Below are 15,686 nucleotides of genomic sequence, written 5' to 3'. Positions count from 1 at the left end.
CTATTGCAGGCTTGAACCGAAGTCGTCGTTCTCGCGCGCAAGCACCATCTCGGTGATGGCGATCAGCGTATCGGCCCGCGTCTTCAGATCCGGTGCCTCGAGAAGCGCCTGCTTCTCCGCCGCGCCATAGGGCGCCATCATCGACAGCGCATTCACCAGCATGGCGTTTTCGGCCCGGCTGACGTTTTCCCAATCAGCCTCGAGATCGTTCGCTTCCAGATAGGCCCGGAATGCCTTTAGAAGAGCCAGCCGATTGACCTCGCTTCCGGTTGGGTCATCCGACAAATCGGTAATGAAGGGCATGATACGGCATTGCCGAAAAGGCGTTTTCACCGCCAGTTCATGGGCGACCCTGAAACGGCAGACACCCTGCAAGGAGATGAGGTAGCGGCCATCGCCCGATTCGGCAAACGAGGTGATACGCCCGACGCAGCCGACCTCACAGATTTCCGGCTCTCCGTCCTCACGCAAGGAGCCGTCGAGCGCCGGCTGTATGATCCCGATCAGCCGCGTTCCGCCGACAGCCTCGTCGACCATCTGCAGATAGCGCGGCTCGAAGATGTTGAGCGGGGTGCGGCCGCCCGGCAGAAGAAGCGCCCCTGTCAACGGGAAAACAGGTATCGTCGCAGGCACGTCCTTGCCCGACCGATAATGCGCATTTCCCGCCTGCATTTTTCACCTCCGTGCCGGCCGGGTCGAACCTGGCCAGCCGAGAATCATCCGGCGCTTCCCGGAGCTTTCATCAGCAATGTGGACTGGAGAACGGCGAGGGCAAGTCCTGGCCTTCGCCTTTCTCCATTCCGATCACGAAAACAGGAGTGACGACAGTTTTCGCCGGGTGGCCAGCGTCACCTCGTCGGTCATGCCCCATGCCTCGAAAAACTGCAGAAGCTGGGCGCGCGCGCCATCGTCGTTCCAGGTCCGGTCCGCCTTGACGATCGCCAGCAGATTGTCCGCGGCCTCCTGGCGCTGGCCGAGCCCGTTCTGGATCATGGCCAGGTCGAACCGGGCCTGATGATCCCTGGGGTTCGCCGCAAGGCGCGCCTCGAATTCTGCAGGATTGCCGAGCGATGCCGCCTGCTTGGCCAGAGCGAGCTTGGCTTTCACTGCCGAAAGCGCTGCCGTATCCTTGGCTTCGGCCGGCACTTTGGCCAGAATTTCCTCAGCACCAGCCACATCACCTGCCTCGAACAGAAGGTCCGCGAGGCCGGCCAGCGCGTCGAGATTGTCGGGATACTGCTGCAGCACGGCATCGAAAATATCGGCTGCCGTCTGAAGATCGCCCGCGGCGCGCGCCTCGGCGGCGGCGGCCATGGCTTCCTCGAGCTGTCCCTTGCCGTCATCCTTGCCGGCGACCTTCTGGATGAAATCCCTGATCTGGCTCTCAGGCACCGCCCCCATGAAGCCGTCGACGGGCTGCCCATCTTTGAACGCGATGACCGCCGGGATCGACTGGATGCCGAGCTGCCCTGCAATCGCCGGATGGTCGTCTATGTTCATCTTGACCAGCTTGACCCGGCCTCTGGACTCTTGCACGGCCTTTTCGAGCGCCGGCGCCAGCTGCTTGCAAGGACCGCACCAGGGCGCCCAGAAATCCACAAGCACAGGCTGGTTTCGCGACTCTTGTATGACGTCGGCGGCAAAGCTCGCTGTCGTCGTGTCCTTCACGACGACAGGCTCCGCGCCAGCGTCGGAGCCAAGCACCATGGCGGGCGAGCCGCCCTGCGGTTCCGCCGGCTTGGGTGCGCCGTAGCTGAAGCTGGTGGCGTAATTGCCGCTGGGGCCGCCGAATGAATTGTCCTGGTTGCTCATTGTTACCCTTTCACCGCTTTCCGGTGCATGTTCGGCTCATTCTACGCGCGCAATGGGCACACGGAAAACCGTTTTCCGTCACCCATGTGGCGATCATGCGGAGACTTTCAAGATAACCGGCTCGTGCCCGGTCGCTTTTACGAAGGCAACAAGGTCATCGCGAGAAATCGAGGTCGTCGCTTCGTTGGTAAGCGGATGGCCATTGATGACCGCATTTTCCATCAATGTGCTGTCCAGAATGACTTTTACGCGGCCTTCAGTGTCGTTGATCAGGCCAAACACGGTCACAGCACCAGGTACGACGCCCAAAAGCTCCATCAGCGCCTCGGGCTTGCCGAAAGAAACCCTGCCGGACGCCCCGATAAGATGGTGGATCTGCTTGAGATCGACCTCGGCGTCCTCATCGACGGTAACAAGGAAGAAATTATCCTTCTTGTCCTTCAGGAAGAGGTTCTTGGTGTGACCGCCGGGGATTTCGCCGCGCAACGACTGTGAATCGGCAACGGTGAAAAGCGGCGGATGCGCCTTGGTTGCAACCGCAATTCCAAGCCCTTCGAGAAAGGCAAAGAGCTCATCGGGATGTTTCGGCATGGACTGCATCCGGCTTGTCATTATCTCTGGTGGAACGGTTATCGCCAAAGATCGCATGGAAACAACCCCGTTCTGCATGATTGGCCGAACATTTGCATGTGACGGGTCATCCCGAATCCGACTGATCGCGGGAGGCCATAATTATTACGCATCTTTGTGCAATTTTCCCTGTTGCATTCGGCCGTCTCTTCCGCCATATAGGCGCGGCTTGCGGTCGAGAGATCGCACGAGCGGGTGTAGCTCAGGGGTAGAGCACAACCTTGCCAAGGTTGGGGTCGAGCGTTCGAATCGCTTCACCCGCTCCAATTTACAAGCAACGAAAAGCCGCGGTTCGCCGCGGCTTTTTCGTTTTCAGGCGTCCAACGTCGAAATGCCGGTCACGGCTCGCGGATGGCATCGTCCAGGCCGCGCAGCAGCGGATAGAGGAAATAGGAAATCACTGTCCGCCGGCCGACTTTGATCTCGGCCGACACCGTCATGCCGGGTAACAGCCGGACGGGCTCGGCGGAAGCATGCAGCCGCGTGTCGGCGAGCAGGACGCGGGCCTTGAAATACGGAACCGCGGGCTGACCTGCCGCCGCCTCCTGCTGGCTCGGCGTGAAGGCATCGCGGCTGATCGTGCGGATCGAGCCGGAAGCCGTGCCGAATTTCTGGAACGGATAAGCGTCGAATTTGATCCGGACCTCCTTGTCCACCGCAATACGCCCGATGTCGCGCGAATTGACCGAGACTTCGGCCTCCAGAGGCACATTCAGGGGGACGAGCGTGACGATCGGCTCGGCCTCGCGCACAACGGAGCCGATGGAGCGCTGGGCAAGATCGAGCACGACCGCATCTGCCGGCGCGGTCAGGACAACCATATTGCGGCGCAGCTCCATTTTTTTAAGCTCTTCGCCGACCGTGTCGCGCTGGCTTCTGAGCTCGACAAGCTTTTCCATCGTCACGCGGCGGAAATCCTCGATGAAGGCCTGGCGATCGGCCCGGAGCTTCGCCAGCGAATGTCCGGCCTCCTCGGCCTTGCCGCGCAACTGCGAGATACTCGAATCGACGTCAAGACGGGCGTCGCGCGAACTCAGGAGGTTGAGCAGCGAGCCGGTTTCCTGCTTGTACAATGTCTCGCGCGCATTTTCGATAAGGCTGAGATTTTCACGCCGGCTGAGCAGGATCGTTTCCTGCTCCTTGCCGGCCGTCATCGCCGCCGCCTGCCCTGCTATCTGCTGATCGAAATTCTGGATCTGCGCGACATAGAAGGCGAGCCGCTGGCCGAAGAGCTGGACCTGCAGCTGCTCATCCGCCGAACTGCCGGCGATCTTGGAATAATCGGCGCCGCTGAGTTCGGCCTCGCTGCGCTTGACCTGTGCATCGAGCGCGGCAAACTTCGCACGCTGCTGATCGACATCCGACTGGCTGAACGTTGCATCGAGTGTCGCCAGCGTCTGGCCGGCGCGAACCACATCGCCATTGGCGACATCGATCGAGCGGATGATGGAGGTTTCCAGCGGCTGCACGATGATGGTCGGCTGTGTGGTGATCAGCTTGCCGGGGGCGATGACCACCTCGTCGATCTGCGAGACCGAGGCCCATGTTATCGCGGCGGCGATGAGCGCGGTGACGCCATAGAGCGTAAGCCGCGCGATCTTCGGCGGCACGCGTTCTTCAAGCTCCACCGCGTCCGACTGGAATTCCGCAATGACCGGCGGAAGCGGTGCGCGCTTCACAACCAGTTCGGTCGCCGGTTTGGTGACCGGCACGGGCAGGTTCTCGCTGGGCTTTGGCGTGTGCGCGTTCATGCCACCTGCCTCGTCTGCTGGGACCACAGGTGGCGATATGTCATGCAGCGCGAGACGAGCTGATCGTGGCGGCCGATATCGGCGATCTTGCCGCGGTCGACGACCAGGATGGCGTCGGCGTCGACCAGCGTCGACAGGCGATGCGAAACGATGATGACCGTGCGCCCCTCGGCAATCTTGCTGAGGTTCTGGCGGATGATCGCTTCGCTGTCGGGATCGAGCGCGCTGGTAGCTTCATCAAGGATAAGCAGTTTGGGATCGGTGATCAAAGCGCGCGCAATGGCGAGGCGCTGCTTCTGGCCGCCGGAGAGGTTCGACCCGTTTTCCTCCAGCAGGGTTTCGAAACCGCGCGGAAGGCGCTCGATGAATTCTTCCGCACCAGCGATACGGGCGGCCTCGACAATCTCCTCGATGCTCGCATTCGGCTTTGCCGCGGCGATGTTCTCGCGGACCGAACCCTTGAACAGGAAGTTGTCCTGCAGCACGACGCCGATGCTCGTTCTGAGATGAACGAGATCGATCTCGCGGCTGTCATAGCCATCCATGCGCACCAGCCCCTGCTGGTTCTGGTAAAGCCCCTGGATGAGGCGTGTAACCGTCGTCTTGCCCGAACCGCTCTTGCCGACGATGCCGAACACCGAGCCTGCAGGCACGGTGAACGAGACGTCGTCGAGCGCCGGCGCGCCATCGGGCCCGTAGCGGAACGTCACCTTTTCGAATTCGATCTGACCCTTGAGTTCGGGCCTGATGCCGCGCCCGCGCCCGAACTGCTCGGGGCGCTGGTTCATGATCTCGCCAAGCATGCGGACGGAAAGTGCTACCTCCTGGTACTCGTGAACCATGGTGACGATCTGGACGAGCGGCCCGGAGACCCGACCGGCGAGCATGTTGAAGGCAACGAGCGCGCCGATCGTCATCGTTCCGCTGAACACATCGAGCGCGCCAAGACCGATGATGGCGACACTCATCAGCTTTTCGAGAAGCCCGGTCAGCGCCTGCGCGATGTTCGAGATCTTGTCGACACGGAAGCGAACCGAGATCGACTGCGCCGAGCTGTCGTCCCAGACGCGGCGCTGGCGCGGTTCCAGAGCAAGGGACTTGACGGTGCGCATACCATGAACGGTTTCGACAAGCAGCGCCTGCCTCTCACCTTCCGCCTGATAGAGCGCCTGCAATCGTCTCTGGAACGGCCCGACAAGGCACATGACGACGAGGCCGACCAAAGCGGCAAAGCCGAGGACCACGAAGGTGAGCTTGACGCTGTAGAGAACCAGGATCGGTATGAAGACCAGAAGCGACAACCCGTCGAGAAGCGTCAGGAAGAGCCGCCCTGTCAGGAACTCGCGGATGCGCCCGGTCTGCTGCATATGCTTGACGAGAACGCCGGCCGATGCCTGCTCGAACAGCGCGATGGGCAGGTTCAGGAGATGCCCGAACGTGCGCGTCGCCATGCGGATATCGATCTTATTGGTCGCATAGAGGAGCAAATATTTCCTGAGAAAGGTGAAGGCCGCATCGAAGACAAGGGCAACGGCAACGCCGATCACAAGGACGGTGAGCGTCGCATAGCTCTGATGCACCAGCACCTTGTCGATGACGAGCTGGAAGAAGATCGGCGTTGTCAGGCCGAGCCCGTAGAGAACGAATGCCGCCAGGGCGACATCGCGGAAAAGGCTGCGCTGGCGGATAATTTCCGGCAAGAACCAGCGGAAGCCGAACGGCTGATCATCATCGGCGAGACGGTAGTTGCGCTTCAGAAGGATGACGGAGCCACTCCAGCCCTTCGAAAACTGCTGCTCGTTCAGAAGAAGGAATTCCGGACGCTGGGCCAGCGGGTCGAGGATGCGGATCATGTCCTCCTCGCCGCCAATGGCGGCACCGGCAATCACCACCCAGTTGCCGTTTTCGAGCTCGGCAAGCAGCGGATAGGCATCGCCCAGCTGGAAAAGCGACCGCCAGGCAAGCTTCATATGCCGGGCGCGCAGCCCGGAATCCTTCGCCATTCGCAGGAGCTTCCGCGTAGCGACGGGTTGGTCGCCCACGGCATAATCGTGAACGAGCCGTTCGGGCGAAAGGTCGACGCCGTGATGGCGCGCGACCAAGGCCAGGCATTGAAGGCTGGTATGCTGATACGTGTCCATGGCCCCGCCCGAGCAATAGAAGCTGCGTTACCGGTCAGTTGAAGTTCGGCGATGCGTTCTGGGATTTTCCCTGGGAACCGGTATCTGCCGCCGGCGCCTTCTGGACGTCGCCGACCCGGCGCACCGCGCCCGCTTCGACCAGACCGCCAAGTGCCTTCTGCATGAGATCCACGGCATTGGCGAAGGCATCGACCGGCATGATGATCCGCTGACGGAACACCGGCTTCGGATTGTTCTTGTCGTCGCGCTCGGTGGCGGACAGGGACATCAGGTCGATCCTGACGATCGTGCCGGTGACGGTGATTTCACCGATGCCGTCGGCGTAAAGTTCGTTGCTCATTATCTTCTCCATAGGGTTTCAGGTTCGAGTTCGGTCATGCAGCATGTGCGTGCTGCCACGCTGGAAACGGATCGTTCAGGTCGCACGCAAGCCTCGGATCAAAGCCGGCGTCTTCGCCGACAAGGCAGTCGTCGAGCGCAGCGCAGATCGCTTGCTGATCGAGGCCCGAGCCGATGAAGACGAGCTCCTGTCGGCGATCGCCCCAGACATCGCTCCAATGGCGATCGAGCAACTCGCGAAATTGCGGATAGCGCGGCCAGTGCGCCTTCGGCACCGTCACCCACCAGAGACCTTTCGCCTCGGTGCGGCGCTGCGTGCCGGCGATCGAGAGCAGGCCGATCCAGTCGGGACGCGTGGCCAGCCAGAAGTGCCCCTTCGCGCGGATGAGGCCCGCCCAATCGCGCTCAAGGAAATCATTCAGCTTCGAAGGATCGAAGGGACGCCGGGCGCGATAGACGAAACTGGCGATGCCGTATTCTTCCGTTTCCGGCACATGATCGCCCCAGCCGTAGAGTTCCTTGTGCCAGAGCGGATGCCTCGCCGCCTTCGCCTCGCTGAAAAGACCGGTGTCGAGAATGGCGCCAAGCGGCAGGTAGCCGAAATCGGTTTCGATGACGCGCGCATCAGGATTGAGGGCGGCAACGATCCGGCGCACCGTGGCGCGGGCATCCGCCGTCACCTCCGAGATCTTGTTGATCACCACGACGTCGGCGAATTCGATCTGCTCGACGAGGAGATCGACCAGCGTGCGCTTGTCGTCCGTGTCGCGGGTCTCGCCGCGATCGCTCAGGAAATCCGAGCTCGAATAGTCGGAAAGCAGGTTTGCCGCATCGACGACCGACACCATCGTGTCGAGCCGTGCGACATCGGCAAGTGCTGCACCCGTTTCGTCCTTGAAAGAGAATGTCGCCGCGATCGGCAAAGGCTCGGCGATGCCGGTGCCTTCGATCAGCAGGTAGTCGAAGCGTCCTTCGGCAGCCAGCCGGCGCACTTCGCCCAAAAGGTCATCCCGCAGCGTGCAGCAGATGCAGCCATTGGTGAGTTCGACCAGCGTTTCATTGGTGCGCGAAAGATCGGCGCCGCCATCGCGAACGAGATCGGCATCGATGTTGATTTCGCTCATGTCGTTGACGATGACCGCGACGCGGCGGCCTTCGCGGTTATGCAGGACATGGTTCAGGACCGTCGTCTTGCCGGCGCCCAGAAACCCTGCCAGCACTGTCACCGGCAGGCGATCATCGCGTATCTTCTGAGCCCCCATGCCCGCCTCTACGCCGCAAGCTGCGGTCTGAACGCCACATCCACATGGTAGTTGGTGCTGTTGAAGGAACTCGTCGGAAACAGCCCGCTCGACCCGTATGCGTAGACACCGTTGCCGCCGCTAAGGGCAGACGAAAGTGCATGCAGGTTGTTGTTGGCGATGTCGGAAGTGAAGAAGTTGCCGGTCGCCGAATAGGAGCCGTTGGTGCTGTAGGAGACGACGTAGGTCGTGTTCGCCTGGATCTGGACCTGCTGGGACAGGTCGACGGACTGCCAGCCGCTCGCGGTCTCGTTGGTGAAGGTGGCGCTTGCCAGGAGTGTCCCGCCTGCCGTCCAGAGATAGCCGGTATGCGGGCCGGTATTGCTGGGACCCTTGTAGAACTTGAAACCGGTTATCCAACCGGCGACATCGGCCTGGAACTTCATGCCGAGATTGACCGAGTTGTTGTCGTTGACGGTGACCGTCGCCGGGGTGCTGCTTGCCGAGAACACGTTCTGCTCGGCGCCCTGCCCTATGACATTGAGCGAGACCTGGGCCGAGCTCGTGCCGCCATGTCCATCGGAGATGGCATAGGAGAAGCCTGCCGGTCCGGTGTAGCCGGTCGTCGGCGTGAAGGTGACCGTATTCGACGGGCTGTCGAAGGCAACAGTGCCGTTGACCGGGCTGCTGACGCCGGTGATCGTCAGCGGGTCGCCGTCCGGATCATTGTCGTTGGCAAGCAGGGCGGACGCCTGGATCGCATAGGGCGTATTGAAGCTCGCCGAATAACCTGAATCGTTGCTGGCGACAGGAGCCATGTTCTGCGTCGCCTGCTGATAGACGACATCTACCCAGTAGTTCGTTGCGGCATAGCTCGCATTGGGGAAGAGGCTGCTCGTGCCGTAGCGATAGACGCCATTGCCGCCGCTCGATGCACTGGACGGTGCGGTGAGCGGGCCATTGGTGTGAGCAGTGGTGAAGTAATTCTGCGTCGCGGAATAGAAGCCGTTGGAATGGTAGCTCGCGACATAGGTGGTACCGGCCGACACCGTGACCGGCTGCGAGAAGTTGACCGTCTGCCAGCCGCTCGCCGTCTCATTTGTGAAGGTGGCCGTGGCAAGCAGCGTGCCCGTGCTGGTCCATAGCGAGCCGGTATGCGTGCCGGTATCCTGCGCGCTCTTGTAGTAGCGCAGGCCGGTGATGGTGCCGCCGGCGGAGGCGATGAACTTGACGCCGAGTTCCACTGAATTCTGATCGTTGACCGCCGGAATGGCCGGCGTGTCGGAGGTCGAGAACAGGCTCTTGCTCGTATCGAGCGGACGCACTGTCAGGTTGACCGTTGCCGAGGCGGTTCCGCCGCGGCCGTCCGATATGCCGTAGGAGAAGCTTGCCGGCCCGCTGTAACCGGCGGTCGGCGTGAAGGTGATAGCGCCAGTCTGGCTGTTGAACGAAACCGTGCCGTTCGTGGCATTGTTGGCGCCCGTTATCGTAAGCGCATCGCCGTCCGGGTCGGTATCGTTTGCGAGCAGCGAGGCCGACGTGATGGCAAGCGGCGTGTCATATGTGACGCTGAAGCCATTGTCGTTGTTGGCAACCGGCGCAGTATTCACCGTCGACTGGTTGAAGACGACATCGACCCAATAGTTCGTCGCCTGATAGCTCGATGTCGGCGCAACGCCGCCCGAACCGTAGGTGTACACGCCATTGCCGCCGCTCGTCGTCGACGACGGCGCAGTCAGCGGGCCGTTGGTAACCGCGGTGGTGAAGTAGTTCGACGTCGCGACATAACTTCCGGTCGTGTGATAGGAAGCGGTATAGGTCGTGCCGGCGGTGAGCTGGATCGGGCTTGAGAATTTCGCCGTCTGCCAGCCGCTCAGGGACTCGTTGGTGAAGGTCACAGTGCCGAGAAGCGCACCGGTGGCGCTCCATATGGAGCCGGTGTGCGTACCGGTGGCACCGGCCGCCTTGTAGTAGCGAATGCCGGTTATGGTACCGCTGGCCGATGCAGTAAACTTCATGCCGAGCTCAAGTCCGACACCTTCGTTGGTGGCCCCACCCGTCGGGCCGTCGCTTGGCTGGAACAGCGAAACGCCTGCTGGTCCATCTTCGACGGTCAGGCTGACGCCGCCCTGATCCGTTCCGCCCCGGCCATCGGAAAGCGTGTAGCTGAAGGTCGCCGGACCGGCATAACCGGCGGTTGGCGTGAAGATCACATTGCCGGTCAGCGTGTCCAGCGTCACCGTGCCGTTCACGGCGTTGCCGACAGCGGTAATCGTCAGCGCATCGCCGTTAGGATCGGTGTCGTTGGCGACCAGCGCCGCGATGGAAATCGTCAGTGTGCCGTTCTTGGTGACCGTAAAGCCGCTGTCGTCGGTTGCCACAGGTGATGAGTTGGGACCTGCGTCAAAGACCACATCCACCCAGTAATTGCTTCCGTTGAAGGTGTTGCCGGGGAATGTGCTGGGTGTATCGCCATATGCGAATACGCCGCCGCCCGGCTGAACCTTGATCGCTCCATTGGCATAGGTGGAATTGAAATAGCCGTCGCTGATCGAGTAGTATCCGCCCGTATGATACGAGGCCACATAGGTCGTGCCCGCTGCGATCTGCACCGGGCTCGAGAAGCTTACGGTCTGCCAGCCGGACAGCGATTCACCGGTGGAAATCCCGGTCGCCAGAAGAGTGCCGTCTGCCTTCCACAGGCTGACGACATGTTCGCCGACATTGTAGAAACCCTTGTAGAAGCGGATGCCGTTCACGAAACCGCCGGTGGTGGTCTCGAATTTGACGCCAAGCTCGATACCATCGCGGTCGAGCGCGGTCTCGACGTCAGGCTTGGTGCCCAGCGTCCAAAGGCTCGAGGTCGACGGCAGATTGACGGTCACCTGCTTGCCCGTGCCGGGCGTTTCGAGATTCAGGCTGTCGTCGACGGCACGCGACATGATGTTGTAGGTGCCGCTCGCCTGGACGACCCAGTTGAAGCTCCAGTTTTCGCGGCCCGTGGCCTTGAACCAGCGCAGGCCTCCGTCCAGCGAAACCTCGATGCCGGCGATGACGCCGCCGCCAAGGTCCTGTGCGGTGCCGGTAATGGTGACGTGCTGGCCTTCGACGAAGCTTGCGCCAAGGGTCGGAGACGTTATCGTTGAGATCGGCTTTGTGTGATCGGTAGATTGCGTCGCCAGGATCAGGCTTGCGTCCAGCGTCGTCGGCTGGATACCCATATCCGCGAACATATTGACCATTGCCTGCTGGACATTGCGGTCCGTGGCCGTTTCCGGGCCTTCGTGATTGTCGCTGAGGCCCCACGACCAGAACACCGTGCCCGCACCGAACACCAGCGCACCGCTTTCAGCCCGGTACATGGTCAGGCTGTGCGTTGCATCCGCAGCGCCAACGCTCGTGCCATAGTCGCGCAGATAGGTATTCACCGAAACGGTGGAGAGCGACATGTTGATAAGGCCGGCCGGCCTGAAGCCGTTGTCTACGTCCGAATCCCACTCATAACCGAGAAGATTCGGCGAAAGCTCAAGCGTCTGTCCAGGCTGGAGATTGGCGACGTCCGTGTTTCGCCAGAAGCGGAGATTGCCGTAATCGGACGGAATGGTGATCGTGTCCTGCCGATAGCCGTCGACAGAAAACATCGTGCCGGTCAGCGAGTTTTCGGGCTCCTGCCCGGGATCGGCAAAGCGCGGATCGCGCCACGTGCCGGTGCCTACAGCACTTGGATCGCTGCTGGTGCCCCACGTTTCCTTGTAACAGACCATGGTGCGGTAAGGCGTGCCGTTACCGTCGATGCTGGTTTCCCAGCGAACCTTCCAGTAGACTTCGTTGCCGCTCCAGAAGGCGAGATTGACGCCGGCATCGCGCGCAGCCTCGACATTGGCGCGTTGCTCGGCCGACCAGTATTCATCATGCCCAACGGACAGAAACGCCTGGTGGTTCAGCAACTGGCTGCCGTTGCGGGTCGCGTCTACGCCTGAAATGTAGGAGACGTCATAGCCGTTCTGCTCGAGCCAGCTTACGGCCGAGCTTTCCACGCCGAAGATGAAATCGTGCGTGCCGCCGACCGGACTGGTGTTGGTGATGATTGGGCGATTGTAGCTGACCGCGGAGGCACGGCCGATGGCGTTGATACCGCAGCTGCAATTGGGCGGCATATAGCCGATCATATCGGCTGGATCGACCGGCACTTCGCCATAATAGAGGCTGGCGCCACCCCAGGCATTATAGGCCTGCCAGGTCGTGTCGGACGTCTGGAAGACGATATCGCTGGCCGAGGCGTCGTCGCGCACGACGAAAGGAATGATGCTCTCACCCTCGGTGCCGTCGAGCCGGACGAGCTTCGCGAAGTAGATACCGGAAACGGCATCTTCAGGGATCGCCCAGTTTGCCGAAACCGACCAGTTGCCGCAATCGATCAGGCCGAGCGACATGTCGACGATCGGATGCGGCTGGATCTGCGCTGTGGTCAGCGATTTGTCGATCGAGTCGACCTTACGGGCACCATCGCCGCCGTAATAGCCCATCCGGTAGATGTCTATTCGGTAGTGGGTTGAGTCGGTGGCAATCTTGAAATTGACGGTCTGGCCGATATTGGTGCTGATTTCAGTCGCAAAACCCTGGATGTTGCCGTCGCCGTCGCCGGTGATGCCCCATTCGCTTTGCGGATTGCCCTGCTTCGCGTTTTCGATGGCGATCTTGTTCGGCGTTGCTGCCAAAGCTGCCGCTGGTGCTGCCGCAGCGGGATCTCCCGCAGTGGCCGCCGCAACGAAGGCACTGAAACTCTCCACATTGGGAGTGCCGGTAGCGGTGGGATCTGAAGTGGTGGCTGTGGTTGGCGCGACAAGGCTGGATGTCGAAGGCTCGGCCGGTGTTTCGGCGCCAACCGATGAAGGCCCCACAGGAGGCGTGGCGCCCCCGTCCATGTCCGTATCGGTCGCCGCCGGCGCTATGCCGGAGACATCGACAGTCGGTAGGAGCGCACCTGTCACGGCAGGCAGTATGCTTGTCACCGGTGCGGTGGACGTTACGGGATTGGTGGTGCCCCCGGCTGAGCCCGAAGAAATGGCATCGGTGATCGACGCAACCGGCGCGGTCGGCGACAAGGCATCGACGACACCGGACCCGGCGTCGCTCGACACCCGCGAGACGGTGCTTGGTGACAGGCCGGCGGACAGGGCAGATGTCGTGCCAATGGTCCAGGATGGGAAAGGGGCAAGCGCGGCAGGCGCTCCGGAAGATCCCGACTGAGCGATGACGACGGACTTATCCAGCGAAAATCCGATGCTCCTCGGTTCCGCGTCGCCACCAGCCGAAAACACGCGCGCAGACGCTCCCACGCCAGACAAGGCGGAAGAATGACCGCCCTCGCCAAGCATGGCCGTCAGCACTTTTCCACCGCCGCCGCCGGACGCATCCGGAAGCGAACAGGCTACACGCTTTCTGCCCCCAGATTCTGACTCTTCAGCCTCGGCTGTGATACCCGTCGATGGCCCAGCGTTTGCATTTGCGGAAATGTCCTCGCTCGCTGCGGTATAGACCCGTGTCGAACCGCCGGAAGCGCTCAAATAATCATGATTCCTGAAATGGATTTTGAGCATGTGCATCGCCCTGATTGCCGCCTGACCCGAACGTCTGGATCAGACATTCAAGAATGTTGATCCTGCCAGCTTTTACGTGTCAGTGAACGGCATCAATCGGTGTGCACCACCCTTCTAAAGTGGATGAGTGGCCGGGGATCGCCATCCACCGATGTGATTATCGCGGTAGGCGCAGATGCCCTTCCGGCGGTGACATATCGCGACGGCGGTGAATTTCGATGGAGATTGGAGCCGGATGGCTATCAGCGGCGCAGGTTGACGATGACCACGCCGCCAAGCGCCAGAACACCGCCCAGAATGCCTAGAAACGTCGGCACTTCGCCAAGCCAGACGAAGCCGATCAAGGTGGCCACTGGCGGTATGCAATAGAGGAAATTCGAAGCTCGGGAAGCAGGCAGGCGCGACAAGGCAACCGCCCAGCTTCCATAGGCGATGAGGCTTGGCACGATCCCGAGATAGACGACTGCAGCAAGCCCCTGATGATCGGCAACCGCCATCTGTGCGATTCCATTCGGCAGCCCCGGCAGCAGGCAGACGGCGCCGATGACCATGTTCCAGGCCGACACGGTCAGCGCCTTGTGACGAGCAAAGAGCGGCTTCTGCACGACCGAGTTGAGCCCGGTGCACAATGCTGCTCCGAGGATCAGCAAGGCCCCGTTGTCGAAGTGGAGGCCCTGCCCTTCGCCCAGGGCAATGATTCCGATGCCGGCAAATGACAGGAAGGTGCCGAGCCATGCCAGACCCGTAAAGCGCTCGCCAAGCATTGCCATGGCAAAGACAGCAGTCAGGATCGGGCTGGCGTTGATGATGAAGCTTGCAGCGCCCGCAGAGACCGTCAGCTCGCCAAAGTTCAGGAGAACGGTGTAGAGCGCGACGAAGACCACGCCGCCAAAGCCAAAGCGCCACATCTCGCCAAGCCTCGGCAAGGCCGGTCTCGTTACCGCCAGGAAGATCGCCGCGGGCACGGCGGCAATGCCAAAGCGAAGCGCTCCAAGTTCCAGCGGTCCGAATGAGGCAAGACCGGCCCGGATTGCCGGGAAAGAGGACGCCCAGGCCAGGATCGTAACGATGACGGCAGCGGCGGTAACTGTGTTTGCCGAGCGATAAGACGATGCTGCGGTTGCGTTCATGACGGCCTCCTCTGGGGTCGTCGATAAAAAGCGCCGCTGAGAGCTGATTGACAAACGAATAAATCGAGGTTCTGCTGTGATCATGGATCACAGCTCGGAACCCATCCTGCCGCTTGAGACACTCCGCGCCTTCGAGGCCTCGGCCCGTCTTGGCAGCTTTTCCTCGGCAGCTGAAAAGCTGAATTTGACGCATGGGGCGATCAGCCGTCAGGTCGCAAAGCTGGAAGCGTGGCTTGGCCTGAAAGTCTTTGATCGCGGCGCACGCGGCGTATCCCTCACGCTGGAAGGCCAGCGTCTGTTTCTGCGGACCACCGAAGCCTTCGCGTTGATCGCTAATACCACCGAGCGATGGAGCGAGCCGCGCGGAACTGCGGTCGTGCGCCTGACCTCCATCCCCTCCATCTGCGGACTCTGGCTGATGCCGCGCCTCTCCGCGCTGGAAAACGGCCCGACAAAGCTGCGCATCGTGCTCGATATCGACATACGACAGGCCGACCTGGACGATGAAGGCATCGATGTCTCCATTCGCTGCGGGCGCGGACGCATTCCCGGCAGAATATCCGTGCAGCTTTTCGAAGAGAGGTGTTTTCCGATCGCCTCGCCGGCATTGGCCGAAGAAATCGGCGCCGGCGCACCGGAGCGATTGCTGCGCTATCCGCTCATTCACGATTCCGATGCCTCGGCATGGCGTGCCTGGTTCGGTGAACATGGCATGGACTACCGGCCCCGGCCGCAGGATCGCCGTTTCGAAGATTACAATCTGGTGCTGGATGCGGCGGCGCACAATCTGGGCATTGCGCTGGCGCGGCCGCCTCTGACGCAGGACCAATTGCAATCAGGCCGCATCGTGGCGGTGGACAAGCGCCGGGTGCTCAATCCGGTTTCCTACTGGATGGACCGGCCGATGGGTCGACCACGGCCTGCGGCGGCTGAGCTCATACGTCGAATCGGCTCGAAAGCCGGGCTCGACGCAAAGGTGATCGAGAATTTTCTTTCCGCCGATCGCTGAAACGCCGCGCAACCCGGAGGTTACGCGGCGTTT

General features: G+C 61.5%; 11 protein-coding genes and 1 tRNA gene. 3 read left to right on the top strand and 9 right to left on the bottom strand.

Translation table 11 applies throughout. The features are described from left to right. The 3 genes from WBQ96_RS13090 to WBQ96_RS13080 all read right to left on the bottom strand — a co-directional run bounded on the left by WBQ96_RS13090 (position 1) and on the right by WBQ96_RS13080 (position 2,403). Complete coding sequence (locus tag WBQ96_RS13090; protein ID WP_336550338.1) at positions 1-672, bottom strand: LON peptidase substrate-binding domain-containing protein; 672 nt, start codon at positions 670-672, stop codon at positions 1-3. A 132-nt stretch (positions 673-804) separates the two neighbouring features. After that, positions 805-1,812, bottom strand: coding sequence for a thioredoxin (trxA, locus tag WBQ96_RS13085; protein WP_336550340.1), 1,008 nt, complete (start codon positions 1,810-1,812; stop codon positions 805-807). A gap of 93 nt (positions 1,813-1,905) precedes the next feature. Beyond that, the gene (locus WBQ96_RS13080; RefSeq protein ID WP_165120288.1) at positions 1,906-2,403 is read right to left on the bottom strand and encodes a prolyl-tRNA synthetase associated domain-containing protein; all 498 of its coding nucleotides are present in this window, start codon (positions 2,401-2,403) and stop codon (positions 1,906-1,908) included. Between the two features lie 230 nt (positions 2,404-2,633). Between WBQ96_RS13080 and WBQ96_RS13075 the strand changes: the two genes are divergently transcribed. Further along, positions 2,634-2,708 (top strand) — tRNA-Gly (locus tag WBQ96_RS13075). Positions 2,709-2,780: 72 nt separating this feature from the next. Here WBQ96_RS13075 and WBQ96_RS13070 read toward each other — a convergent pair. The 5 genes from WBQ96_RS13070 to WBQ96_RS13050 are packed head-to-tail and all read right to left on the bottom strand — an operon-like array spanning position 2,781 to position 12,839. Beyond that, entirely contained in the window at positions 2,781-4,193 is a 1,413-nt protein-coding gene (locus WBQ96_RS13070) for an HlyD family type I secretion periplasmic adaptor subunit (RefSeq protein ID WP_336550343.1), read from the bottom strand. Then, entirely contained in the window at positions 4,190-6,334 is a 2,145-nt protein-coding gene (locus WBQ96_RS13065; RefSeq protein ID WP_336550345.1) for a peptidase domain-containing ABC transporter, read from the bottom strand. The genes WBQ96_RS13070 and WBQ96_RS13065 overlap by 4 nt, the downstream gene beginning before the upstream one ends. A gap of 34 nt (positions 6,335-6,368) precedes the next feature. Continuing rightward, complete coding sequence (locus tag WBQ96_RS13060) at positions 6,369-6,674, bottom strand: hypothetical protein (RefSeq protein WP_336550347.1); 306 nt, start codon at positions 6,672-6,674, stop codon at positions 6,369-6,371. Positions 6,675-6,708: 34 nt separating this feature from the next. After that, positions 6,709-7,935 carry a GTP-binding protein gene (locus WBQ96_RS13055; protein WP_336550349.1) on the bottom strand — a complete coding sequence of 409 codons (1,227 nt, stop codon included), beginning with the start codon at positions 7,933-7,935 and terminating at the stop codon, positions 6,709-6,711. A gap of 8 nt (positions 7,936-7,943) precedes the next feature. Beyond that, positions 7,944-12,839, bottom strand: coding sequence for a DUF4082 domain-containing protein (locus WBQ96_RS13050; RefSeq protein ID WP_336550636.1), 4,896 nt, complete (start codon positions 12,837-12,839; stop codon positions 7,944-7,946). A gap of 76 nt (positions 12,840-12,915) precedes the next feature. Between WBQ96_RS13050 and WBQ96_RS13045 the strand changes: the two genes are divergently transcribed. Then, on the top strand, positions 12,916-13,164 hold the full coding sequence (locus WBQ96_RS13045) for a hypothetical protein (protein ID WP_336550350.1): 249 nt from the start codon (positions 12,916-12,918) through the stop codon (positions 13,162-13,164). Between the two features lie 592 nt (positions 13,165-13,756). Here the strand turns inward: WBQ96_RS13045 and WBQ96_RS13040 are convergent. After that, on the bottom strand, positions 13,757-14,644 hold the full coding sequence (locus WBQ96_RS13040) for a DMT family transporter (protein WP_336550352.1): 888 nt from the start codon (positions 14,642-14,644) through the stop codon (positions 13,757-13,759). An 82-nt stretch (positions 14,645-14,726) separates the two neighbouring features. Here WBQ96_RS13040 and WBQ96_RS13035 point away from each other — a divergent pair, with 82 nt between their 5' ends. Beyond that, positions 14,727-15,653 carry a LysR substrate-binding domain-containing protein gene (locus tag WBQ96_RS13035; RefSeq protein ID WP_205826811.1) on the top strand — a complete coding sequence of 309 codons (927 nt, stop codon included), beginning with the start codon at positions 14,727-14,729 and terminating at the stop codon, positions 15,651-15,653. The last annotated feature ends 33 nt before the right edge of the window (positions 15,654-15,686 follow it).

The sequence above is a fragment of the Mesorhizobium sp. CCNWLY176 genome, from assembly GCF_037153935.1.
Taxonomy (GTDB): Bacteria; Pseudomonadota; Alphaproteobacteria; order Rhizobiales; family Rhizobiaceae; genus Mesorhizobium_M; species Mesorhizobium_M zhangyense.
Note: the sequence above shows the minus strand (reverse complement) of the source record. Positions and strands in the feature narration are given on the sequence as shown.

Excerpts from the sequence above, each read along its gene's own strand:
- WBQ96_RS13090 (WP_336550338.1), bottom strand. The coding sequence starts at position 672 with ATGCAGGCGGGAAATGCGCATTATCGGTCGGGCAAGGACGTGCCTGCG.
- trxA (WP_336550340.1), bottom strand. The coding sequence starts at position 1,812 with ATGAGCAACCAGGACAATTCATTCGGCGGCCCCAGCGGCAATTACGCC.
- WBQ96_RS13080 (WP_165120288.1), bottom strand. The coding sequence starts at position 2,403 with ATGCCGAAACATCCCGATGAGCTCTTTGCCTTTCTCGAAGGGCTTGGA.
- WBQ96_RS13070 (WP_336550343.1), bottom strand. The coding sequence starts at position 4,193 with ATGAACGCGCACACGCCAAAGCCCAGCGAGAACCTGCCCGTGCCGGTC.
- WBQ96_RS13065 (WP_336550345.1), bottom strand. The coding sequence starts at position 6,334 with ATGGACACGTATCAGCATACCAGCCTTCAATGCCTGGCCTTGGTCGCG.
- WBQ96_RS13060 (WP_336550347.1), bottom strand. The coding sequence starts at position 6,674 with ATGAGCAACGAACTTTACGCCGACGGCATCGGTGAAATCACCGTCACC.
- WBQ96_RS13055 (WP_336550349.1), bottom strand. The coding sequence starts at position 7,935 with ATGGGGGCTCAGAAGATACGCGATGATCGCCTGCCGGTGACAGTGCTG.
- WBQ96_RS13050 (WP_336550636.1), bottom strand. The coding sequence starts at position 12,839 with ATGGACGGGGGCGCCACGCCTCCTGTGGGGCCTTCATCGGTTGGCGCC.
- WBQ96_RS13045 (WP_336550350.1), top strand. The coding sequence starts at position 12,916 with ATGCTTGTCACCGGTGCGGTGGACGTTACGGGATTGGTGGTGCCCCCG.
- WBQ96_RS13040 (WP_336550352.1), bottom strand. The coding sequence starts at position 14,644 with ATGAACGCAACCGCAGCATCGTCTTATCGCTCGGCAAACACAGTTACC.
- WBQ96_RS13035 (WP_205826811.1), top strand. The coding sequence starts at position 14,727 with ATGGATCACAGCTCGGAACCCATCCTGCCGCTTGAGACACTCCGCGCC.